The sequence below is a fragment of the Rhodovulum sp. MB263 genome, from assembly GCF_002073975.1.
In the GTDB taxonomy this organism is placed as follows: domain Bacteria; phylum Pseudomonadota; class Alphaproteobacteria; order Rhodobacterales; family Rhodobacteraceae; genus Rhodovulum.
Genome location: NZ_CP020384.1, coordinates 578,611 through 599,487, shown reverse-complemented (window position 1 = coordinate 599,487; position 20,877 = coordinate 578,611). Strand labels below are relative to the sequence as shown.

Below are 20,877 nucleotides of genomic sequence, written 5' to 3'. Positions count from 1 at the left end.
TTACAGCTCCTCTTCGATGAGGTGATCTTCCCAGTCCTCGAGCGGAACATCGAATTCCGGAATGGTCCAGCCCTGAACCGACTTCCCGGCCTCGTGCACGCTTTGGGGATCGCCCGAGACCAGAGGATGCCAGTCGGCCAGCCCGCGCCCCTCCCAGAGCCGCCGATAGGCACAGCTCGCGGGCATCCAGTAGACGACCTCGCCCAGCGTCTTCGGCGACAGCACCACGCATTCGGGCACGATGCTCTTGCGGATCGCGTAATTGGCACAGCGGCAGGTGCTGTCATCCAGCAAGCGGCAGGCGATGCGGGTGAAGACGACCTCGCCGGTATCGGCATCCTCGAGCTTGTTCAGACAGCATTTGCCGCAGCCGTCGCAGAGCGCCTCCCATTCGGCGGGCGTCATCTCCTTCAGCGCCACGCGCTCCCAGAATCGCGGGCGCAGCTTTTGCGGATCGGTCTTGCGGGGCCGGCGCGCCACCGGCTCAGTCCCGCGCGAAGGGCAAGGGACGATCGCCGGTCAGGATCGCCCGGGCCCGGCTGCAATCGGCATCCATCTGCGCGACCAGCGCATTCAGGCTGTCGAATTTGGCCTCGTCGCGCAGGAATTCGACCAGTGCGACCGACAGGTGGGTGCCGTAGAGATCGCCCTCGAAATCGAAGAGATAGCTTTCGCAATTCGGGACATTCTCGCCGAACATCGGTCGGATCCCGATCGAGGCGGCGCCGTCATAACAGCCCTGATGCGGCCCAGAGAGCACGTCGACCCTGACCGCATAGACGCCGAAGCGGGGCCGGTGCAGGCCGCGGATCGACATGTTTGCCGTCGGGAAGCCCAGATCGCGGCCGCGCGCATCGCCATGCAGCACCTCGCCTTCGATCCGGTGCCAGTGGCCCAGCATCGCGGCGGCATCTCCCGGGCGTCCCTCGCTCAGCGCGTGGCGGATCGAGGTCGAGGAGACCTCGCCCACATGGTTCGACAGAAGCGGCACGGCGGTGACGCCGAACCCCATCCCGGCGCCGAACCGCGTCAGGTCCGCGACGGTGCCGGCGCGCCCCTTGCCAAAGCAGAAATCCGCGCCGACGACGACATGGGACAGCCCCAGACCGTCGACGATGACCTGCTGCGCGAAGGCTTCGGGCGAGAGCCCCGCGAGACGCGCGTCGAAGGGCAGTTCGTACAGGTGATCGATCCCCAGCTTGGCCAGCCGGTTGGCACGGGCCTCGGCATTCATCAGCCGGAACGGGGGCGCGTCGGGGGCGAAGAACTCGCGCGGATGCGGCTCGAAGGTCAGGATGCCCAGCGGCACGCCCAGGCGCTCTGCCTCGGTCCGGGCCGCCTCGATCACCACCCGGTGGCCGAGATGAACGCCGTCGAAATTGCCGATAGCGACCGCGGCGCCGCGGTCGCCCGTGGCGTTTCCGGTCCAGGAGGCAAAGGTCTGCATGGCCCCCGATTGCACCGGAGGCCGGGCCGCGTCAATCGAATTTCTTGCTGGGCGCCAGCACCACGGCCTCGCCCTTCAGAACCGGCTTGCCGTCGACCAGGCAGCGACAATCCAGCGTCACCCGACGGCGCGCATGGTCGATGCTCTTGACCTCGACCTCGGCCAGCACCATGTCGCCGGGACGCACGGGCGCCATGAATTTCAGGGTCTGGCCCAGATAGATCGTGCCATGGCCCGGAAGCTGTTCGCCGATCACCGCCGAGATCAGGCTGGCGGTCAGCATGCCATGGGCGATCCGGCCCTCGAAGATCGTCTCCATCGCGTAATCGTCGTCCAGATGTACCGGGTTGCAGTCGGTCGAGACCTCGGCAAACATCTCGATATCGCGGTCGGTCACCTGCTTGCGCAGATGGCGGCACATACCGATCTCGAGTTCCTCGATACAAATCGTTCCGCGTGGCATGTTGTCGAGCATTCCCGGCCCCCGGTGGATCATGTTGCACCGCAGCATAGCGAAGATATCACCCTGCCGCAATGCAGGAGGGTAATTTTTCGCCACAAAGCGGAACCAGAAAGCAACTTTCTTGCGTCGGGAGTTTCATCATTTCACCCGGCCAGCGCCCGACCTGCAGGGGCATGCTGGGCCGGAATGCCGGGCAAGGCAAGGGCCATGTCAGGAAAAGGCCAGGGCGCGCAAGCTCTTGCGCGCCCCGGACAGGGCCGGGCACAAGGACCCGAGCGAACGGGACCGGGATCAGCGCAGGAAGCCGATGGCGTAGGTCGGGCTGGCCATGTGCTGTTTCAGGAAGGCGTCAAGCCGTTCGGGGTCGGGCTGGTGCCGGGTCTCGGTCTCGGCCGCGGCGAGCCCGCCCGAGATGAAGAGCGAATCGAGATCCTCGCCGATGGCACCCGCGATGTCGGTACGGATGCCATCGCCGATGCACAGGATCTCGGAATCGGACACATCTGCGAATTCGGCCAGCCGTTGCCGGGCCAGATCGTAGATCGGCGGCTGGGGCTTGCCGAAATAGAGGCTCTCGCCGCCCATCCTGGTATAAAGCTCGGCGATGGCGCCTGCGCACCATTCGCGGGTCTCGCCCCGGTCGACCACCAGATCGGGGTTGGCGCAAAGCAGCTTGAGCCCCTTCTGCTTGGCATACAGCAGTTGCGGGCGCAGCACGTCCGGATCGGCATGCGAATCGAACGGGCCGGTGCAGACGATGCCCTCGGCCTCTTCCAACGGGACCCGCTCGATCTCGACCGGGTCGCGAACGATGCCGATCGGGTCGAAGAAGGTCAGGTCGAAATCGATGCCGATGAAATAGACCCGCTTGCCGACAATGCCGCGGAACAGCGCGGCCCGGGCACTGTCGCCAGAGGTGGCGATGGTGTCCCAGCTGTCGCGGGCGACGCCGATCTCCTCGAGCTGGCCCTCGACCGCCTTGCGGTGGCGCGGCGCATTGGTCAGCAGCACCACCTTGCCGCCCTGGGCACGGTAGCGCTGAAGCGCTGCGACGGCCTCGGCGAAGGGCTCGCGCCCGTTATGCAGGCAGCCCCAGAGATCGACGAAGAGAGCCTTGTAGCGGGACGAGACCTCGTCGAGGCTCTCGATGATCGGTGTCATGGGCGCATTTCCTTGAAAGCAGGGAGGCGCCGGATGCGGCGCCTCCGAAACTCGTATCAGCGGTCAGAGTTGCAGATTCGGGATGATCTGCTTCTTGCGGCTGACGATGCCCGGCAGCACCACGGTGTCGCCCGCGACAGTGGCGGCAAAGCTCTTCTCGGCCACCGCCTTGACCAGCTCGTTCGGCACCAGAAGCGTGGCCTCCTGCCGGAGAATATCGACGACGAAGAGCAGAACCTGATCGGCGCCATCCTCTTCGGCCACGCCGGTCATCGCCTGCATCAGGCTGTCCTTGCGGTCGAGCACGGTCTTGGGCGAGGTGGTTTCCAGCACCGAGACGCGGAATTTCTTGCCCGCGACCTCGTATTGCTTGGAATCCATCCGCAGCAGTTCGGCATCCGAGAAGGCCGAGACGTCGGATTTGGCCGCGAACATCTCGGCAGCATAGTCCGGGATCGAGATATCGAGCTCGGCGGCGAGCCGTCCGGCGACGGCGGTATCGGCAGGCGTCGTCGTCGGCGAGCGGAATTCCAGCGTGTCGGACAGGATGCAGGACAGCATCGCGCCCTTGATATTGTCTGGCATCTTCGCCGCGTCCTCGCCCATCAGATCGAACATGATGGTGGCGGTGCAGGCGACGGGGCGCACGGTGATCTCGATCGGCGAGCGGGTCTTCAGCCCACCCTGCAGCAGGTGGTGGTCGATGATCGCGAGCACGTTGGCCTCGTTGATCCTCGAGGGCAGCTCGGCGACGTTGTTGGTATCGACGATCACCACATCCTCGCCCGGGGCGACATCGGCGATGATCTCGGGCTGCTCGAAGCCCCAGCGCTCCAGAACGAACCGGGCTTCGGTATTGGGCGTGCCCAGCAGCTTGGCCTCGGCAGCCATGCCCTTGATTTCGGAAAGGTACCAGGCCCAGATCAGCGGCGAGCCGGTGGAGTCGGTGTCGGGGGCCTTGTGGCCGATAACCTTGATCGTCATGTCATGTGCCCAATTTGCGGATGTCTGAGGTCGGCGCCCTTATAGAAGCGGCGCGCGCAGTTGTCACCCGGGCCCGCACACCCTTTCTGCGCTGCAGCATGAGCGGACGGCGCCTTCCCGCGCCGAGCCTCTGCCATCCTGGCGTCGTGGCGCCAAGGAAGCGTTCGGACTTTGTTCGTGCCCGGTTCGCTGCCCGTTCGCGGTATCTCCGCGCAGGTGCCAAGCGGCCTCGGGCAGGCGTTTTTTTCGCAATTTTTTCGCCGGGCCGATGCTTGACAGCCAGTCGCGGCTTTCCTATCTCCGCCTCATTAGCACTCACCGGGTGCGAGTGATAAAACCTCGGCACCCAGAACCAAGGAGCGTTCGAACATGGCATTCAAACCTTTGCACGACCGGGTTCTCGTTCGCCGCGTCGAAAGCGATGAGAAGACCAAGGGCGGCCTGATCATCCCCGACAGCGCCAAGGAAAAACCGGCGGAAGGCGAAGTGATCGCCTGTGGCGAAGGCGCCCGCAAGGATTCGGGCGAGCTGATCGAAATGGCGGTCAAGGCCGGCGACCGCGTTCTCTTCGGCAAATGGTCGGGCACGGAAGTGACGATCGAGGGCGAAGAGCTGCTGATCATGAAGGAAAGCGACATCCTCGGCATCATCGCCTGAGCGGTTCGCCCTTAGAAACAACCAGATAACCAGGAGCAAGCGATATGGCTGCCAAGGACGTCAAGTTCGATACCGATGCGCGCAACCGCATGCTGAAAGGCGTGAACATCCTCGCCGATGCGGTCAAGGTCACCCTGGGTCCGAAGGGCCGCAACGTGGTGATCGAGAAATCCTTCGGGGCGCCCCGGATCACCAAGGACGGCGTGACCGTCGCCAAGGAAATCGAGCTGGAAGACAAGTTCGAGAACATGGGCGCGCAGATGGTGAAGGAAGTCGCTTCCCGCACCAATGACGAGGCCGGCGACGGCACCACCACCGCGACCGTGCTGGCTCAGGCCATCGTCAAGGAAGGCACCAAGGCCGTGGCCGCGGGCATGAACCCGATGGATCTGAAGCGCGGCATCGACATGGCCACCGCCAAGGTCGTCGAGGCGATCAAGGCCGCTGCCCGTCCGGTCAACGATTCCGACGAAGTCGCCCAGGTCGGCACCATCTCGGCCAACGGCGAAGCCAATATCGGCCGCTTCATCGCCGATGCGATGCAGAAGGTCGGCAATGACGGCGTGATCACCGTCGAAGAAAACAAGGGCATGGAAACCGAAGTCGAAGTCGTCGAAGGGATGCAGTTCGACCGCGGCTACCTCTCGCCCTACTTCGTGACCAACCCCGACAAGATGGTCGCCGAGCTGGACGACTGCATGATCCTGCTGCACGAGAAGAAACTCTCGTCGCTGCAGCCGATGGTTCCGCTGCTGGAATCGGTCATCCAATCGCAAAAGCCGCTGCTGATCATCGCCGAGGATGTCGAAGGTGAAGCGCTGGCGACCCTCGTCGTCAACAAGCTGCGCGGCGGCCTGAAGATCGCTGCCGTGAAAGCCCCCGGCTTCGGCGACCGCCGCAAGGCCATGCTGCAGGACATCGCGATCCTGACCGGTGGCCAGGTGATCTCGGAAGATCTCGGCATGAAGCTCGAGAACGTCACGATGGACATGCTTGGCCAGGCCAAGAAGGTCACCATCACCAAGGACGAGACCACCATCATCGACGGCCATGGCGACAAGGCCGAGATCGAGGCCCGCGTTTCGCAGATCCGTCAGAACATCGAGGAAACCTCCTCGGACTATGACCGCGAGAAACTGCAGGAACGTGTTGCCAAGCTGGCCGGCGGCGTTGCCGTCATCCGCGTCGGCGGCATGACCGAAGTCGAGGTGAAAGAGCGCAAGGACCGCGTCGACGACGCCCTGAACGCGACCCGCGCCGCGGTGCAGGAAGGCGTGATCGTCGGCGGCGGCGTGGCCCTGGTGCAAGGCGCCAAGGTGCTTGACGGCCTGACCGGCGACAACAGCGACCAGAATGCCGGTATCGCCATCGTGCGCCGCGCGCTCGAGGCCCCGCTGCGTCAGATCGCCGAAAACGCCGGTGTCGACGGTGCCGTCGTTGCGGGCAAGATCCGCGAAAGCGGCGACACCCATTTCGGCTTCAACGCCCAGACCGAAGAATATGGCGACATGTTCAAGTTCGGCGTGATCGACCCGGCCAAGGTGACCCGGACCGCTCTGGAAGACGCGGCCTCGGTCGCGGGCCTGCTGATCACCACCGAGGCGATGGTGGCCGACAAGCCCGAGCCGAAAGGCGCTTCCGCCGGCGGCGGCATGCCCGACATGGGCGGCATGGGCGGCATGATGTAATCTGCCCTTGCGAATATCGGGAAGGGGTCGCTGCGGCGGCCCCTTTCTCTTTCTTGCGCCAGGCGCCCGCGATGCCCGCTGCACCAGCATCCGCGACAGCCCGGCCCCTTCCCTCTCCGCCCGAATTTGCTAGGCTCGCCCCATGACCATCCGCCCAGCGACCGCCTCCGATTACGGCCCCATTTCCCGGCTGCTCGATGCTGCATTCGGCCGCGCCGACGAATCCCGCCTGGTCGAGACGCTGCGGGCGCAGAAGGCCATGGCGCGCGAATGGCTGCTGGCCAATGACAAAGAAGAGATCCGGGCCTATCTGGCGCTGGTCCATATGGTCGCGCCGCGCGGCTGGTACGCGCTGGCGCCGGTCGCGGTGACGCCGGGATCGCAGGGGCTGGGCCTCGGCGGACGTCTGATCCATGCCGCGCTCGAAGTGGTCGAAGGGCCGGTGGTGGTACTGGGCGACCCGGGCTATTACACGCGCTTCGGCTTTTCCGTGGGCCGTGCCGCCAATCTGGTCTCGCCCTACCCTCTCGACGTGACCGCCATTTACGAACCGGATCCGAGCGGCCCGCCGCCTCTGGACCGACTGGTCTATGCACCGGCCTTCGGGGCCTGAGCGCAGCGGCGCCGCAACGCACCCTGCCCTCGCACGAGACCGCATCTCCAAACGACCTCCCGCCGCCCTGCGCGCGCCCGTTCATCTGCATGTCCGATTGTCCGTTTTCAAAAGCGGAAGAACAATTAAATTGTTCATGAAGATTAACAGACAAAGCGAAATCGGCCCTCATATCTTCGGCCACACGCCGCATATTGACTTGCACCGGCAAAAGGCGCTTAATTAAATTAAATTAAAAAAGTATTTATCAACGAGTCGCCTTTCTTTCCAGCTGTCTTTTTGCGCGCTCCGGAAAATTTTCCGTGCGGGGACCACGTCATTTTTGATGGCGCGCATTTCCGTTTTATGGGGGTCATCCGATGTTCACGAATGGGAACGACCAAGAAACAATCCTGCCGTCCGGCAATGCGCAGACATTCGATGCGCAGGGCGGCTTCGATACCGTCGCGACAGATGCCACCTCCACTCCCGGCAGACTGAGCGGCACTCTGCCGGGCGCGGCCCGGTCCCCGAGCCACAATTCGGTCAGCCTGAGCATCGCGAATGTCGAACAGGTAATGGTGATCGGAAGCGCGGGCAATGACGCGATCACCGGCGAAGACGGCAACGACACCCTGCTTGGCGGCGCAGGCAATGACAAGACCCTGGCCCGGAGCGACGGCACGGGCATGGGTGGTACGGGCTTGGGCGGCACGGGCAGCGACACGTCCTATCTCGTTTCGGTACCGGACAGCAGCCAGAGCATCGACCTCGCCACCGGAACCGGCGTCACCACGTGGAGCGGTTTCGAGCCGACCGGCGTCGTCCTCTCGGCCCGCGGGAACGATGTCCTTGCGGGCTTTCTGCTGACCGATATGGACGGGGACGGCTGTCTTCATCTCGACTATTCCGGAACCGATCCCAGCAGCCGGACGGCGCTTTCCGTCAATCTCGACGTCTATGGCGGGACCGTCCATCTCAGCGATTCCAGCAGCGAAAGCTACGGCATCTACGGCTTCAACGAATTCGACATCATGGGCTCTGCTGGCAATGACCTGATTGATATCTCGGACTCCGACGGAGGGACGGTCGACGGCGGGGCCGGGAACGACACGATCTGGGGCGGTTACGAGCCATCGATCCTTTATGGCGGTGACGGGCACGACCAGATCCACGGTTGTTCCGATTACGATATCCTGCATGGCGGCAACGGAAATGACAGCCTTTACGGATATCTCTATTCGGACTCGGAACTCTGGGGCGACGATGGCGACGACTATCTCGACTCGGGCGACAGCGATGGCGAGCTGCATGGCGGGGCCGGCAATGACACGCTGATCGCTGGCGAAGGCGCCCCCTTGCTCGATGGCGGCCCCGGCGATGACTATATCTACACAGAGCTTGGGCAAGACGACATAGACGGCGGCACAGGGAATGACACTCTGGTCATAGCGGCGCCGTATTACCCCATCGACTACGATCTCGACATCAGCCAGGGCGGGGGCATCAGGGGCATCGAATACGCCGATATCACGCTTGCCGACGGCAACGATACCATCCGGCTCGGCATCGCCTCGGCCTATATCGCCGAGACCGACGGCACCGATCATCTGATCCTCGACTATTCCGAGACGGATGAAAGGGGCCGTACGGCAACATCGGTCCATTTCGATCTCGCGGCAAATGAAAGCACGGCGACGCTGAGCGACAGCAGTACCATCTCCTGCAATCTCGACCTCGACATCTTCACCGTGACCGGCTCCGGCGGCCATGACTGGATCGACGGCAGCATCGCGACGCAGGCCTGCACCTTCGCGGGCGGCTCCGGCGCCGACACCCTTCTGGGCGGCAGCGGCGCCGACACCATCACCGGCGGCGGCGGCAACGACACGATCGAGGGCGGGGCCGGCAATGACCGGCTCGAGGGCGGCTATGGCAATGACAGGATCGACGCGGGCACGGGCAACGACATTCTCATCGGCGGGGCCTGGGACGACACCCTGAACGGCGGGGCCGGCAACGACACCTTCCTCTATGGCGCCGGGGCGAACGGCTATGACATGGTCGATGGCGGCACGGGCTCTGACAGCCTCCTCGCCACGGCCGATAATGTCACCATCGGCCTCGGCGGGCTTGTCGGCGTCGAGATCGTCGATGCCGACGGGCATGCCGGCGTCGTGCTGCAAGGCTCTGCCGGGCACAACCTGCTGGACCTCTCCGCGACCACCCTGAGCGGGATCGAAAGCATCGACGGCGGATCGGGCCGCGACACCATCATCGGCAGCGCCGGGGCCGATGTGATCATCGGGGGCGCGGGCGGCGACATCCTGACCGGCATGGCCGGAGCCGACATCTTCGAGTTCAATGAAGCAAGCCACAGCAAAGGCAGCAATACCGACCGCATCACCGATTTCACGACGGGAGAGGACCTGTTCGACCTTTCGGGGATCGACGCGAATTCGGGGCTGGCCGGAGACCAGGATTTCGATTTCATCGGCACGGCGGCATTCAGCGGCACCGCGGGCGAGTTGCGGGTGGATCTGACCTCGCTGCCCGGCATGACGGTGATCCTGGCCGATATCACCGGCAACGGGGCTGTCGATCTCGAGATCCGTCTCGACGGGCTGCACAGCCTCGCGGCCACCGATTTCCTGCTGTGAGCCTTCCGCGCGCGGAAGGCACGGCAACCGGAGCGGCGCGCGGGAAAACAGTCCTGGGACTGCTATCCCCGGCGCGCCGCTCTGCCGAGGGTCGAGCCCGGTCGGGCACTGTTCTTTCCCCCGCCGCCGGTCGCCTTGCGATCCCCGGTCCCGCCCGCGTGCTGACCGCCGCAGTCACGACGCGGCCCCGTCGAGGCGCGCCGCCCATGACCCTGCCGGTCCCGGGATCTCGGCTTTCGGGCTTCGCCTGGGCGACCGGCTGATCTCGTGACGGACGTCTGGTCATCCGCAGGTGAACGGCAGGGCCCGGCCGATGGCCGGAGACGATGCCGCCGCCGCATCCCTGCCCCGGCGCTTTCCCGATCGCGGCCGTCCGGCGACGTTCTCCGGATCTGGCCTGTCGGGCCGGGTCCGGCGGCTGTGCCTTGCCGATACGCGGCTCAGTCACCCGCAGGCACTGGAATGGCGGCGGTTTTCCATCTACGATCCCTGCAACGAGGCCGGACGCGCCATCGGGCCCGTCGCGGAGATGGCCGCCTCGGGCACAGTGTCGACGCCCGATCCGGACCGGCCCTGAAACCCCTGGACGGGAGCCCGCTTGCACTGGCCCGTTGACATGCCCCCAGATCAGATCCCGTTCCGGCCCCGGTCAGTATCGGCATCACGGCCCTCATGCCGGGCCAGTTATCTTTCCTCGGCGGATAGGCCTCCGGCCCCGCCCGTTGTCTGTCATCTTGTGAAAAAGGAACATTTCGAATGCAGAACCGGCAAGTGACGAAAGCGGTTTTCCCCGTGGCGGGTCTTGGGACGCGTTTTCTTCCCGCGACGAAATCGATTCCGAAGGAGATCATGACGCTGGTGGACCGGCCGCTGATCCAATACGCGATCGACGAGGCGCGGGCGGCCGGGATCACCGATTTCATCTTCGTGACCTCGCGCGGCAAAAGCGCGCTCGAGGATTATTTCGACCACGCCCCGCATCTGGAGGACTCGCTGCGCTCGAGGGGCAAGGACGATCTGCTGGAGATCCTGCGCAGCACCGACATGGAAAGCGGCGCGATCGCCTATATCCGCCAGAAGATGGCGATGGGGCTGGGCCATGCGGTCTGGTGCGCGCGGCGGCTGATCGGCAACGAGCCCTTCGCGGTGATCCTGCCCGATGACGTGATCGCGGCCGAGACGCCCTGCCTGCAGCAGATGACCGAGGCTTATCGCGAGACCGGCGCAAACATGGTGGCGGCGATGGAAGTGCCGCCCGAGAAGGCCTCTGCCTATGGCATTCTCGATGTCGCGCGGGACATGGGCGACAGGGTGCTGGTCAAGGGGATGGTCGAGAAGCCGAGCCTCGAGGAGGCGCCCTCGAACCTGGCGGTGATCGGGCGCTATATCCTGACGCCGAAGGTGCTGCACAATCTCGACCAGAACCTGCGCCACGAGCGGTTCGGCGCCGGGGGCGAGCTGCAGCTGACCGACGCCATCGCAGAGGAGATCGACGGGCAGGGGGTGTACGGCTACCGCTTCACGGGGCAGCGCTTCGATTGCGGCTCGAAGGCCGGGTTCCTGCAGGCGACGGTATCCTTCGCGCTGGCGCGGCCCGAGCTGAAGGGCGAGTTCGAGGACTACCTGCGCGCCCGGTTCGCCCGGCCGGAGGCGGCGGAATAGGGCGATGGCGCATGTTCTGGTGACGGGCGGGGCGGGCTATATCGGCGCCCATGCCTGCAAGGCGCTCGCGCGCTCTGTGGCGCCCGGGACGGGGTGACGCCGGGCGAGGCCAGCGCCCTGTCGGGACCTGTGTCCGGCCGGAACCGGGATCGGCCGGCCGGCGCCCCGCCCGGAGCTTCCGCCCATGATCGGGGACGCCCGGGCTGGATCCCGGTCGTAAGCATGTCGCAGGGGGCCACAGGGGGCCGGATCGGCGGAGGGGCCGGGCCGCGCCCTCAGACGGGCGGCAGGACGACATCCGCCGCCAGCCGTTCGATCCGGTCGGGGCTTTCCAGAAGATCGGCCAGCGTCAGCGACTCGATCAGCAGCAGATAGGCGTAGAAGACCTGTCCGAACAGCCTGCGGATCCGGCAGCTTTCCTCGTCCTCGCAATCGTCGCAGGGCTGATAGGCCCGACGCGAGAGGCAAGGCAGCGGCGCGATCGGCCCGTCGACCTCGCGCAGCAACTCGCCGATCGAGACCTGGCGCGGTTCCTTGATCAGCAGATACCCGCCCGACCGGCCCCGGCGCGATCCGAGATAGCCCGTACGCTTGAGATCGAGCAGGATATGTTCCAGAAACCGCTTGGGCGCGCCCGAGCGCTGCGAGATCTGTTCGATGGTCAGCGCCTCACCCGCCCCGGCAGCCTCTTCCGCAAGCGCGATCAGAGCCTTCAGGGCATATTTTGTCTTCTGGGTGATCATTTGTCACGAATACGGGCGAAACCGGCGCTGATCAAGCGAAGGAATCTTCTGCCCTCCGCAGCCCCCCTGTTCTGAAAGGCGGAATAATCCCTATCAATTCAATACCCTGAACGGTAGCCGGCGAGCCTCTTCCAGCGCTGGCGGCAAGGCTTTTGTGGCCTCTGGTGGACAGCGCGCTGACCCGCCGGGGAATTCTCTTCTCGGAAACCACGAAGGACAGGAGGATTTATCACGACATCCCCTGTAGACTTGACGGGCCACAATGGGGGATTCGCACCATGCAGCCAACTCAGCGCTTGGGTTTCGGCGGGCTTGTGACGATGAGGCGGCGCAACGCGGGTGCGTTGTTCATCTTTCTGCTCGCCTATCTGGCCCTCTTCGCGTTCATCCTGACGCCGGAAAGCCTTTGGATCATGCCGCCCTCTGCCGCCGGCCAAAGCCAGGGCACCGGACATTAGCACCAACAGACCGAGCCGCCGCGCACCATGCGCGTAAGGCGGCCGTTTAAAATGGGGGGACGAAATCGGCGGCCTGTCGGGCGGGCCCTGCCGGATCTTCGGGTTTTCGCGCGGTATCGAGCCCGAGAGCGGGGTCGGTGCCCTTTTCCCCTCTTTCGGCGGCCGCCCCGTTTCCGCGCGCAATCGGACGGAGCAAGTGGCGCTTCTGGCAATATCCCATCGCAGACAGGACTGATGCCGAAGCGAACCCTGCTGCGGCTCTCGCCCGGAGCACCGGTCTTTCTCCGCGACCCCGGGCCCAGCGATGCCGGCAAGGCCCGGGCCTACGCGATGTGCGCCCGGAATGGCCCGGCTTCTGCCCCGGATCTTACGCAGCTCACGCCGCTGCCCATGCGGTGGCGGTCCGGGCTGACCCGCCGGGCACAGCGGATGACCGGCGCCATACCGAAGGGCGCTCCGGCACCCGGCCGGACGTCGCGGGGCAACGGCCGCGGGCTTCGAGCAGCCGGCCCGACAGAGGCTCGTGCATGACCGGCTGTCAGGTCACGACAGGGAAGCAAAAGCGCGCCCGGACCTGCGCGCGCCGGTCAGACGCATCGCTAAGGAACCGCTTCCACAGAAACCCGATCTAACCTATCGTATTTAACCTGAATAAATGCGCCCATCGGAAGGTCCGTCCGGATGTCGCTCGACCAGATCGTCGTTCTTGCCCTGCTTGCCATTGTCTTTCTCAGTTTCGTGAAGGAAACATATCCGCCCGAAGTGACCGCGCTCGCGGCCTCGGCCGCATTGCTCGCCACCGGGATCATCGAGACCGGCGATTTCCTGACCGTGTTCGGGTCGAGCGCGCCGATCACCATCGCGATGATGTTCATCATCTCGGCAGCACTTGAACGCACCGGCGTGCTGGCCACGCTTGGCGATTTCATGACCGCGCGGGCCGGAGGCTCGTATCTTCGCGCGCTCTTCCTGATGATGATCGTGACGGTGCTGGCCTCGGCCTTCATGAACAACACCCCGGTCGTGATCCTGCTGACGCCGGTGATGATCTCGGTCGCGGCCAGCCTGGGCGTCGCGCCCTCTCGCCTGTTGATGCCGCTGTCCTTCGCGGCGATCTTCGGCGGAACGCTGACCCTGGTCGGCACCTCGACCAACATCCTGATGAGCGGGGTCGCGAAAGAGACCGGCCAGCCGCCGATATCGATGTTCGAAATGACCCTGCCCGGGCTCATCTTCGCCGTGGTGGGCATGACCTACATGGCCCTCGCCGGACGCTTCCTGCTGCCCGACCGGCAATCCCTGGCGCATCTGATGGGCCGCGAATCCAGGCGCCGCTTCCTTGCCCGGCTGCTGATCCCGGCCGGATCGCGCTATATCGGCAAGCGGCTCGAGGACCTGCCCTTCAACACCGCCGAAACCCGTATCCTCGACGTGATCCGCGGCGAGGTCTCGATGCGGCGCAGCCTCGACAAGCTGGTGCTGGAGCCCGGCGACCGGCTGGTCCTGAAAACGGGCACCGGCGAGATCCTCGGACTGAAGGAAAACGGCCAGGTGGCGTTCCGCGACCTCTCGGACCGGGGGGTCGAGCCCGTGACCGCCGACCAGACCGTGACGCTCGAGGCCAGCATCGGTCCGAATTCGATGCTGCGCGGCCGGCCGCTGAGCGAGTTGCGGCTGCGCCGCCGCTATGGCGTCTATGTCATGGCCGTGCATCGCGCGGACCGCAACCTGTCGGAGCGGGCCGACAACATCCGCCTGCAATTCGCCGACACGCTGCTGCTGGAGGGCCCGCCCGAAGGGCTTCGTCGGCTGGTCGAGGATGGCGGCGTGATCAATCTATCGGCGCCCACCGAACGGCCGATGCGGCGATCCAGGGCGCCCATCGCCATCGCCACGATGGTGGCGGTCGTCGGGCTTGCCGCCCTGGAGGTGATGCCCATTGCCGGGCTTGCGGTGATCGGCGCGGTTGCGGTGATGCTGACCCGCTGCGTCGATCCCGAAGAGGCGTTCAACGCCATCGACTGGCGGATCCTGTTCCTGATCTTCGGCATGCTGGGGCTCAGCAAGGGCATGGAGGAGACCGGCACCGCACAGCTGATCGTCGACTGGGTGGTTGGGCTCATGGGCGGGTTCGGGCCGCTGGCGATCCTGGCGGCGGTCTATGTGCTGACCAGCGCGCTGACCGAGATGATCAGCAACAACGCGGTGGCGGTGCTGGTCGGTCCCATCGTGATCGGGCTGGCAACCCAGCTGGGGGTCGATCCGCGCCCCTTCATCATGGCGGTGATGTTCGCGGCCTCGGCCAGTTTCGCCACGCCCATCGGCTATCAGACCAACACCTTCGTCTATGGCGCGGGCGGCTACCGGTTCCGCGATTTCCTGAAGGTCGGCCTGCCGCTGAACATCATCTTCGCCGTGCTCGCGGTCGGGGTGATCCCACTGTTCTTCCCGTTCTGAACGGGGACCAGACGGGGCGGCTCAGACCGCCTCGACCTCGATCGTGACATGCGAGAGGCGGCCCAGATGCGCCAGCCGCCCGCGATATTCGGCCGCCGGGCGCGGATGCTCGTCCGAGATCGCGACGATGGCGCCGCGATGGCCGGGACCGAGCTGCCAGACATGCAGGTCGACCACCCGGGCGCCGTCGGTCTCGATGGCCTCGCGGATCTTCTGCGGCAGCGTCTCCGAACGCGGCACGAAATCGACCAGCACGCCGCCGGCATCGCGCATCAGTCCGAAGGACCAGCGCGCGATCAGGATCGCCCCCAGCATGCCGATGATCGGGTCGAGCCAGACCCAGCCGAAGGCCCGCCCCGCGACCAGCGCGGCAATGGCAAGGACCGAGGTCAGCGCATCGGCCAGCACATGCAGATAGGCCGCGCGCAGGTTGTGGTCGACCTCGTGGTGGTGGTCGTGCGAGTGATGCCCGGCCTGCGCCCCATGGTCGTGGGCGTGGTGGTGATCGTGGCCATGCCCATGGCTGTGCGCATGCGGCCCCTGATGCAGCAGCACCGCGCTGCCGATATTGACCAGAAGGCCGATGACCGCGACGAAGATCGCCTCGCCGAAATGGATGCCGACCGGATGCACCAGCCGAACGAGGCTTTCCCAGCCGATCATCAGCGAGACCACGCCCAGCACCACCGCACTGCCGAAGGCCGCCAGATCGCCCAGCTTGCCGGTGCCGAAGGTGAAGCGCGGGTCATGGGCGTGACGACGCGCGAACATGTAGGACAATGCGGCAATGGACAGCGCCGCGGCATGGGTCGCCATGTGCCAGCCATCGGCCAGAAGCGCCATCGAGCCGAATACCGTGCCCGCCGCGATCTCGATCACCATCATCGTCGCGGTGATGGCGATCACCAGCCAGGTGCGCCGCGCATTGCGGTCGTGATCGCTGCCCAGAAAGACATGGTCGGGGCCGCCGGGGCCGCGCGGATGGCAGAGCGCCGCGCCGCCCTCCGCGTCATGGGAATGATGATGCGAGTTCTCGGAAGGGGCGTGGTCATGCATGATCCGGCCTATTTCAGATAGGTGCGAAGGACCGAGGCAAGCTCCGCGCCACCCTGTTCGCGGCCGGTCTCGTCCTCGACCAGAATGACGTGATGGCGCAGGTGATCCTCGATCAGTTCCTGGGTCAGCCCGGCAGTGGCGCCGCGCACAGAGGCCACGAGCTGCAGGATCGCGCCGCATTCCTTCTCGGCCTCGATGGCCCGCTCGATCGCCTCGATCTGCCCCTTCAGTCGGCGCACCCGCGCCAGAAGCTTTGGCTTGTCCTTGGTAAGATGCGACATTCATCCACCTCGATAGGTATAGGGGCTATCCCTATCAGACCCAGCTCCGGAAATCAATCCGGGCCCCGCAATTTTTACATTCCATTTCTTGAATTGATGGGCCGCAGCCACTAGCTCGGGCCGAACAGCCCTCGCCCCGAAAGGAGACCCGCCATGACCCTCGACCGCGCCGTGATGATGTTCGCGGGCGCGATGATCCTTCTGTCGCTTGCCCTCGGCAGCTGGGTGTCGCCCCTCTGGTACCTGCTGACCGCCTTTGTCGGGCTGAACCTGATGCAGGCCTCGGTCACGGGCTTCTGTCCCGCCGCGATGCTGTTCAAAAAGCTCGGGATCCGACCCGGAACCGCATTTCGCTGAGCCCCTGCTGCGGCACCTCGTCCGGGCCCTGCGGGCTGTGCCCGGCCCTCCGGCGCGCTAGATAGGCGCGGCAGACGGGGGAGACGGCCCATGCTCTTATCACTTTCCGGCATCGGCAAGGCCTACGAGACCGGGGGAACCCGGATCGAGGTGCTGTGCGGTGTCGATCTCGCGCTGGCCCGGGGCGAGACGGTCGCGCTGACCGGCGAATCCGGGTCCGGCAAAAGCACGCTTCTGCATCTCTGCGCCGGGCTCGACCGCGCCGATCGCGGCCGGATCGCCGTTGACGGGCAGGATCTGACCGACGCTTCCGAACCTCGCCTCGCCGCGCTCAGGCGCGAGACGGTGGGGCTGGTCTTCCAGCAGTTCAACCTGATCCCCTCGCTCGACGTGGCCGCCAATCTCGCCTTCCAGGCCCGGCTGGCGGGGCGCCACGATCCGGACCGGGTCGCGACACTGGCCGACCGGCTGGGTCTGTCGGGGCTTCTGTCGCGCTATCCAGAACAGCTTTCGGGCGGCCAGCAGCAACGCGTGGCCATCGGCCGGGCGCTGGCGATCCGGCCCGCGCTGCTGCTGGCCGACGAGCCCACCGGCAATCTCGACGAGGCCACCGGCGACGCGGTCATGGACCTGATGCTCGACCTGGTGACCGAGGCGGGTGCGGGGCTTCTGATGGTCACCCATTCGCCCCGGCTCGCCGCGCGGCTGGGACGGCGCGCGCATCTTGCGGGCGGGCGGCTCGCGGCATGATCCGGACCGCCATTACCGCGCTTCTGTCGCATTGGCGGCGCCACCCGCTGCAACTGGCCGGGCTCTTCCTCGGGCTCGCGCTGGCGACCGCGCTCTGGTCGGGGGTGCAGGCGATCAATGCCGAGGCGCGGCAAAGCTATGACCGCGCGGCGGCAGTGCTGGCGCAGGACCGGCTCGACAGCCTCGTCGCCCGCGACGGTCAGCCGATCGGCCAGCAGGTGTTTGCGGATCTGCGCCGCGCGGGCTGGCTGGTCTCGCCGGTGCTGGAAGGGCGCTGGTCAGAGCGCGGCCCGTCCCTCCGTATCCTCGGGGTCGACCCCTTCACTCTGCCTGCGGACAGCCTGCCCGAAACCGTCGCCGATGAAAGCCGCTCGGGGGCCTTCCTCTCGGCCGAGGGCCTTGCCTTCGCCGCCCCCGAGACCGTGGCCGGGCTGACTGAAGGCGGCGCCCGGGGCCTGCCGCCGCTGGCCGCGGCCCCGGGGATGGCGCCCGGCCTTCTGCTGGTCGATATCGGCACCGCCCAGCGCCTCGTGCGGGCCGAGGGCAAGATCAGCCGCCTGCTGATTGCGCCCGAGCAGCCCTTGCGCCAGAGCCCCCTGGACGAGGTCGCACCCGGGCTGATCCGCCAGAGCCCGGCCGAGCAGGCCGATATGGGCGCGCTGACCGGCAGCTTTCATCTCAACCTCACCGCCTTCGGCTTCCTGTCCTTCGCGGTCGGGCTGTTCATCGTCCATTCCGCCATCGGCCTCGCCTTCGAGCAGCGCCGCCCGGTCTTCCGCACGCTCCGCGCCCTCGGCCTGCCGCTGCGGGCGCTGGTGGGCCTGCTCGCGGCCGAGGTGATGGGCTTTGCCCTGGTCGCCGGGCTGGCGGGCATCGCGCTGGGCTATGTCATCGCCGCAGCACTCCTGCCCGATGTGGCGGCGACACTGCGCGGCCTTTACGGCGCAAGCGTCTCGGGCAGCCTGTCGCTGCGCCCCGAATGGGCCGTCGCGGGTCTGGCCATGGCACTGGCGGGCGCGGGGGTCGCGGCGGCGCAAAGCCTCTGGCGGCTGGCGCGGATGCCGGTTCTCGCCCCCGCCCAGCCCCGCGCCTGGAGCCGCGCCTCGGCCCGCGCCCTCGCCTGGCAGACCGGGCTTGCCGGGATGCTTGCGCTGATCGCGCTGAGAGCTGCCGTCAGGGGCGAGGGGCTGGTGGGCGGTTTCGTCCTGCTCGGGGCGCTTCTGCTGGCCGCGGCGCTGGCCCTTCCGGGCGCTCTGGCGGTGGCGCTGGCTTTCGGCGAACGGCTCTCGAAGGGCGTCATCGCACAATGGTTCTGGGCCGATACCCGCCAGCAGCTTCCGGGCCTGTCGCTGGCGCTGATGGCGCTGCTGCTGGCGCTTTCGGCCAATATCGGCGTCGGCACCATGGTCTCGAGCTTCCGGCTGACCTTCACCGCCTGGCTCGACCAGCGCCTGCCATCGGAACTTTACGTCACCGCCCGGACCGAGGACGAGGCCCTGCGCCTGGCCGAATGGCTGACCCCGCGCAGCGACGCGCTGCTGCCGATCTGGAAGATCGACGGCGCCTTGCTCGGCCGTCCGGGCGAGGTCTACGGCGTTGCCGATCACCGCACCTATCCCGATCACTGGCCGATGATCCTTGGCGACGCCTCGGTCTGGCAGGCCCTCGCGCGCGGCGACGGCGTCATCGTCAATGAACAGCTCTGGCGCCGTGCAGGTCTGAGCCTCGGCGATCCGGTGACGCTTCCGGGCGGCGCGATCCGGCCGCTGATCGGGGTCTATGCCGATTACGGCAACACCAGGGGCCAGGCGATCCTGGGCATCGCCGATCTGCTGGCGCTGTATCCCGGGATCGACCGCCGCCGCTATGCGATCCGCACCGATCCGGCCAATGTGCCCGCGCTCCGCAGCGCCATCGATGAGGATTTCGGCCTGCCCCCCGACAGCATGATCTCGCAACAGGAGGTCAAGCAGGTCTCGCTGATGGTGTTCGAACGCACCTTCGCCGTCACCGCCGCGCTGAACGTGCTGACCATGGGCGTGGCGGGCTTTGCGATGTTCATGAGCCTGCTGACGCTCTCGACCATGCGCCTGCCGCAGCTGGCCCCGGTCTGGGCGCTGGGGCTGACCCGCGGCCGCCTCGCCCGGCTGGAACTGCTCCGCGCGGTGCTCCTGGCGCTTCTGACCATGGCGCTGGCGGTGCCGGTCGGGCTGCTTCTGGCCTGGGTGCTGCTGGCGGTGATCAATGTCGAGGCCTTCGGCTGGCGTCTGCCGATGCATCTCTTCCCGCAGGACTGGCTCTGGCTCGGCGCGCTGGCGCTGATCGCGGCGGGGCTGGCCGCCGCCTGGCCCGCCTGGAAGCTCGCGCGCCTCGCCCCGGTCCATCTGCTGAAGGTATTCGCCGATGAACGTTAAGGCCCTGATCTGCGCGCTGTTCCTGCCCTTGCCCGCTCTGGCGCAGGGCTTTGCCGGGCTCGGCGGCGCGGCCGATGGCTATGCCCTGCCCGACCCGGCCGCCCGCTTCGAGTTTCCCCGCGATCATGGTGCCCATCCCGGGTTCCGCATCGAATGGTGGTATGTGACCGCCAATCTCGAGGGCGAGGACGGCAGGCAATACGGCATCCAGTGGACGCTGTTTCGCAGCGCGCTGGCGCCCGGCGAGCCCGGCACCGGCTGGCAGACCCGGACCGCCTGGATGGGCCATGCCGCCGTCACCTCGGCCGACACCCATAAAAGCGCCGAGCGGCTGGCCCGGGGCGGCATCGGGCAGGCGGGCGTGACCCTTGCCCCCTTCCGCGCCGAGATCGACGACTGGCATCTGCTCAGCACAGCCGGGCCCGGCGCCGATCCGCTATCGGCCGCCCGGCTCGGCGCCAGTGGCACGGGCTTTGCCTATGATCTCGAGCTCGTCGCGACCGGGCCGCTGGTGGCTCAGGGCGCGCGCGGCTATTCGGTCAAGTCGCGCGACGGGCAGGCCAGCCATTACTATTCGCAGCCCTTCTACCGCGCCGAGGGCCGCCTGATCTTCCCCGACCGCACCGTCCGCGTCACCGGCCGGGCCTGGCTCGACCGCGAATGGTCGAGCCAGCCGCTCGCAGCCGACCAGACCGGCTGGGACTGGCTGTCGCTGCATCTCGACGGCGGCGCCAAGCTGATGGCCTTCCGGCTGCGGGGCGCACGCGACGACTTTCTCACCGGCACCTGGATCGCCCCCGACGGCACCCCCACGCCGCTGACCCCTGGCGCGGTCGAGATGGTCCCGGAGGCCGAAACCGAGGTTGCCGGGCACAGTATCCCGACGCTCTGGCGTGTTCGCCTGCCCGCGCGCGGGCTCGACATCACCGTCACCGCGCTGCAACCAAAGGCCTGGAACGAAACCCGGGTGCCCTATTGGGAAGGCCCGGTCACAGCGCGCGGCAGCCATCCGGGCGAGGGTTATCTGGAAATGACCGGGTACTGAGC

The 20,877-nt window shown here is 66.5% G+C and carries 21 protein-coding genes; 13 read left to right on the top strand and 8 right to left on the bottom strand.

The annotated features are described in order from the left end of the window. The 5 genes from B5V46_RS02950 to B5V46_RS02930 all read right to left on the bottom strand — a co-directional run bounded on the left by B5V46_RS02950 (position 1) and on the right by B5V46_RS02930 (position 4,055). The gene (locus tag B5V46_RS02950) at positions 1-480 is read right to left on the bottom strand and encodes a YcgN family cysteine cluster protein (RefSeq protein ID WP_369822806.1); all 480 of its coding nucleotides are present in this window, start codon (positions 478-480) and stop codon (positions 1-3) included. A gap of 4 nt (positions 481-484) precedes the next feature. Next, a complete protein-coding gene (locus B5V46_RS02945; protein WP_080617930.1) occupies positions 485-1,447 on the bottom strand; it encodes a bifunctional riboflavin kinase/FAD synthetase in 963 nt (320 codons plus the stop codon). A gap of 31 nt (positions 1,448-1,478) precedes the next feature. Beyond that, positions 1,479-1,922: a MaoC family dehydratase gene (locus tag B5V46_RS02940; protein ID WP_080615199.1), complete on the bottom strand. Its 444-nt coding sequence runs from the start codon at positions 1,920-1,922 to the stop codon at positions 1,479-1,481. Between the two features lie 279 nt (positions 1,923-2,201). Then, positions 2,202-3,071: a TIGR01459 family HAD-type hydrolase gene (locus tag B5V46_RS02935; RefSeq protein WP_080615198.1), complete on the bottom strand. Its 870-nt coding sequence runs from the start codon at positions 3,069-3,071 to the stop codon at positions 2,202-2,204. 63 nt (positions 3,072-3,134) lie between these two features. After that, the gene (locus B5V46_RS02930; protein ID WP_080615197.1) at positions 3,135-4,055 is read right to left on the bottom strand and encodes a manganese-dependent inorganic pyrophosphatase; all 921 of its coding nucleotides are present in this window, start codon (positions 4,053-4,055) and stop codon (positions 3,135-3,137) included. A gap of 369 nt (positions 4,056-4,424) precedes the next feature. Between B5V46_RS02930 and groES the strand changes: the two genes are divergently transcribed. From groES to B5V46_RS20770, 7 genes are all read left to right on the top strand, one after another. Further along, positions 4,425-4,712: a co-chaperone GroES gene (gene groES, locus B5V46_RS02925; protein ID WP_042459131.1), complete on the top strand. Its 288-nt coding sequence runs from the start codon at positions 4,425-4,427 to the stop codon at positions 4,710-4,712. 44 nt (positions 4,713-4,756) lie between these two features. Continuing rightward, positions 4,757-6,400, top strand: coding sequence for a chaperonin GroEL (gene groL / locus B5V46_RS02920; protein ID WP_080615196.1), 1,644 nt, complete (start codon positions 4,757-4,759; stop codon positions 6,398-6,400). A 142-nt stretch (positions 6,401-6,542) separates the two neighbouring features. Further along, on the top strand, positions 6,543-7,013 hold the full coding sequence (locus B5V46_RS02915) for a GNAT family N-acetyltransferase (protein ID WP_080615195.1): 471 nt from the start codon (positions 6,543-6,545) through the stop codon (positions 7,011-7,013). A gap of 359 nt (positions 7,014-7,372) precedes the next feature. Next, entirely contained in the window at positions 7,373-9,652 is a 2,280-nt protein-coding gene (locus B5V46_RS02910) for a calcium-binding protein (RefSeq protein ID WP_080615194.1), read from the top strand. 313 nt (positions 9,653-9,965) lie between these two features. Next, positions 9,966-10,229: a hypothetical protein gene (locus tag B5V46_RS02905; protein ID WP_080615193.1), complete on the top strand. Its 264-nt coding sequence runs from the start codon at positions 9,966-9,968 to the stop codon at positions 10,227-10,229. A gap of 179 nt (positions 10,230-10,408) precedes the next feature. Beyond that, positions 10,409-11,314 carry a UTP--glucose-1-phosphate uridylyltransferase GalU gene (galU, locus tag B5V46_RS02900; RefSeq protein WP_080615192.1) on the top strand — a complete coding sequence of 302 codons (906 nt, stop codon included), beginning with the start codon at positions 10,409-10,411 and terminating at the stop codon, positions 11,312-11,314. 4 nt (positions 11,315-11,318) lie between these two features. Further along, positions 11,319-11,411 carry an NAD-dependent epimerase/dehydratase family protein gene (locus B5V46_RS20770; protein WP_369822805.1) on the top strand — a complete coding sequence of 31 codons (93 nt, stop codon included), beginning with the start codon at positions 11,319-11,321 and terminating at the stop codon, positions 11,409-11,411. A gap of 178 nt (positions 11,412-11,589) precedes the next feature. Here the strand turns inward: B5V46_RS20770 and B5V46_RS02895 are convergent, their stop codons facing one another. Continuing rightward, on the bottom strand, positions 11,590-12,057 hold the full coding sequence (locus B5V46_RS02895) for an Rrf2 family transcriptional regulator (RefSeq protein WP_080615191.1): 468 nt from the start codon (positions 12,055-12,057) through the stop codon (positions 11,590-11,592). A 164-nt stretch (positions 12,058-12,221) separates the two neighbouring features. On the opposite strand from B5V46_RS02895, the gene B5V46_RS19485 reads away from it, so the two are divergent. Further along, on the top strand, positions 12,222-12,515 hold the full coding sequence (locus B5V46_RS19485; protein WP_155773907.1) for a hypothetical protein: 294 nt from the start codon (positions 12,222-12,224) through the stop codon (positions 12,513-12,515). 681 nt (positions 12,516-13,196) lie between these two features. After that, positions 13,197-14,972 (top strand): SLC13 family permease, encoded by a 1,776-nt coding sequence (locus B5V46_RS02890; RefSeq protein WP_080615190.1) that lies wholly within the window; start codon positions 13,197-13,199, stop codon positions 14,970-14,972. Between the two features lie 21 nt (positions 14,973-14,993). Here the strand turns inward: B5V46_RS02890 and dmeF are convergent, their stop codons facing one another. Next, complete coding sequence (gene dmeF, locus B5V46_RS02885; RefSeq protein ID WP_080615189.1) at positions 14,994-16,028, bottom strand: CDF family Co(II)/Ni(II) efflux transporter DmeF; 1,035 nt, start codon at positions 16,026-16,028, stop codon at positions 14,994-14,996. A gap of 8 nt (positions 16,029-16,036) precedes the next feature. Continuing rightward, complete coding sequence (locus tag B5V46_RS02880; RefSeq protein WP_080615188.1) at positions 16,037-16,309, bottom strand: metal/formaldehyde-sensitive transcriptional repressor; 273 nt, start codon at positions 16,307-16,309, stop codon at positions 16,037-16,039. A 153-nt stretch (positions 16,310-16,462) separates the two neighbouring features. Here B5V46_RS02880 and B5V46_RS02875 point away from each other — a divergent pair, with 153 nt between their 5' ends. The 4 genes from B5V46_RS02875 to B5V46_RS02860 all read left to right on the top strand — a co-directional run bounded on the left by B5V46_RS02875 (position 16,463) and on the right by B5V46_RS02860 (position 20,875). Further along, positions 16,463-16,666: a DUF2892 domain-containing protein gene (locus B5V46_RS02875; protein WP_080615187.1), complete on the top strand. Its 204-nt coding sequence runs from the start codon at positions 16,463-16,465 to the stop codon at positions 16,664-16,666. Between the two features lie 90 nt (positions 16,667-16,756). Then, on the top strand, positions 16,757-17,416 hold the full coding sequence (locus B5V46_RS02870) for an ABC transporter ATP-binding protein (protein ID WP_080615186.1): 660 nt from the start codon (positions 16,757-16,759) through the stop codon (positions 17,414-17,416). After that, on the top strand, positions 17,413-19,830 hold the full coding sequence (locus B5V46_RS02865; protein WP_155773906.1) for an FtsX-like permease family protein: 2,418 nt from the start codon (positions 17,413-17,415) through the stop codon (positions 19,828-19,830). The genes B5V46_RS02870 and B5V46_RS02865 overlap by 4 nt, the downstream gene beginning before the upstream one ends. Beyond that, entirely contained in the window at positions 19,820-20,875 is a 1,056-nt protein-coding gene (locus B5V46_RS02860) for a lipocalin-like domain-containing protein (protein WP_080615185.1), read from the top strand. Before B5V46_RS02865 ends, B5V46_RS02860 begins: the two co-directional genes overlap by 11 nt. Positions 20,876-20,877 lie beyond the last annotated feature (2 nt).

Excerpts from the sequence above, each read along its gene's own strand:
- B5V46_RS02890 (WP_080615190.1), top strand. The coding sequence starts at position 13,197 with ATGTCGCTCGACCAGATCGTCGTTCTTGCCCTGCTTGCCATTGTCTTT.
- B5V46_RS02945 (WP_080617930.1), bottom strand. The coding sequence starts at position 1,447 with ATGCAGACCTTTGCCTCCTGGACCGGAAACGCCACGGGCGACCGCGGC.
- B5V46_RS02905 (WP_080615193.1), top strand. The coding sequence starts at position 9,966 with ATGGCCGGAGACGATGCCGCCGCCGCATCCCTGCCCCGGCGCTTTCCC.
- B5V46_RS02930 (WP_080615197.1), bottom strand. The coding sequence starts at position 4,055 with ATGACGATCAAGGTTATCGGCCACAAGGCCCCCGACACCGACTCCACC.
- B5V46_RS02860 (WP_080615185.1), top strand. The coding sequence starts at position 19,820 with ATGAACGTTAAGGCCCTGATCTGCGCGCTGTTCCTGCCCTTGCCCGCT.
- B5V46_RS02895 (WP_080615191.1), bottom strand. The coding sequence starts at position 12,057 with ATGATCACCCAGAAGACAAAATATGCCCTGAAGGCTCTGATCGCGCTT.
- B5V46_RS02910 (WP_080615194.1), top strand. The coding sequence starts at position 7,373 with ATGTTCACGAATGGGAACGACCAAGAAACAATCCTGCCGTCCGGCAAT.
- B5V46_RS02935 (WP_080615198.1), bottom strand. The coding sequence starts at position 3,071 with ATGACACCGATCATCGAGAGCCTCGACGAGGTCTCGTCCCGCTACAAG.
- dmeF (WP_080615189.1), bottom strand. The coding sequence starts at position 16,028 with ATGCATGACCACGCCCCTTCCGAGAACTCGCATCATCATTCCCATGAC.
- groL (WP_080615196.1), top strand. The coding sequence starts at position 4,757 with ATGGCTGCCAAGGACGTCAAGTTCGATACCGATGCGCGCAACCGCATG.
- galU (WP_080615192.1), top strand. The coding sequence starts at position 10,409 with ATGCAGAACCGGCAAGTGACGAAAGCGGTTTTCCCCGTGGCGGGTCTT.
- B5V46_RS20770 (WP_369822805.1), top strand. The coding sequence starts at position 11,319 with ATGGCGCATGTTCTGGTGACGGGCGGGGCGGGCTATATCGGCGCCCAT.
- B5V46_RS02880 (WP_080615188.1), bottom strand. The coding sequence starts at position 16,309 with ATGTCGCATCTTACCAAGGACAAGCCAAAGCTTCTGGCGCGGGTGCGC.
- B5V46_RS02865 (WP_155773906.1), top strand. The coding sequence starts at position 17,413 with ATGATCCGGACCGCCATTACCGCGCTTCTGTCGCATTGGCGGCGCCAC.
- B5V46_RS02940 (WP_080615199.1), bottom strand. The coding sequence starts at position 1,922 with ATGCTCGACAACATGCCACGCGGAACGATTTGTATCGAGGAACTCGAG.
- B5V46_RS02870 (WP_080615186.1), top strand. The coding sequence starts at position 16,757 with ATGCTCTTATCACTTTCCGGCATCGGCAAGGCCTACGAGACCGGGGGA.
- B5V46_RS02915 (WP_080615195.1), top strand. The coding sequence starts at position 6,543 with ATGACCATCCGCCCAGCGACCGCCTCCGATTACGGCCCCATTTCCCGG.
- B5V46_RS02875 (WP_080615187.1), top strand. The coding sequence starts at position 16,463 with ATGACCCTCGACCGCGCCGTGATGATGTTCGCGGGCGCGATGATCCTT.
- groES (WP_042459131.1), top strand. The coding sequence starts at position 4,425 with ATGGCATTCAAACCTTTGCACGACCGGGTTCTCGTTCGCCGCGTCGAA.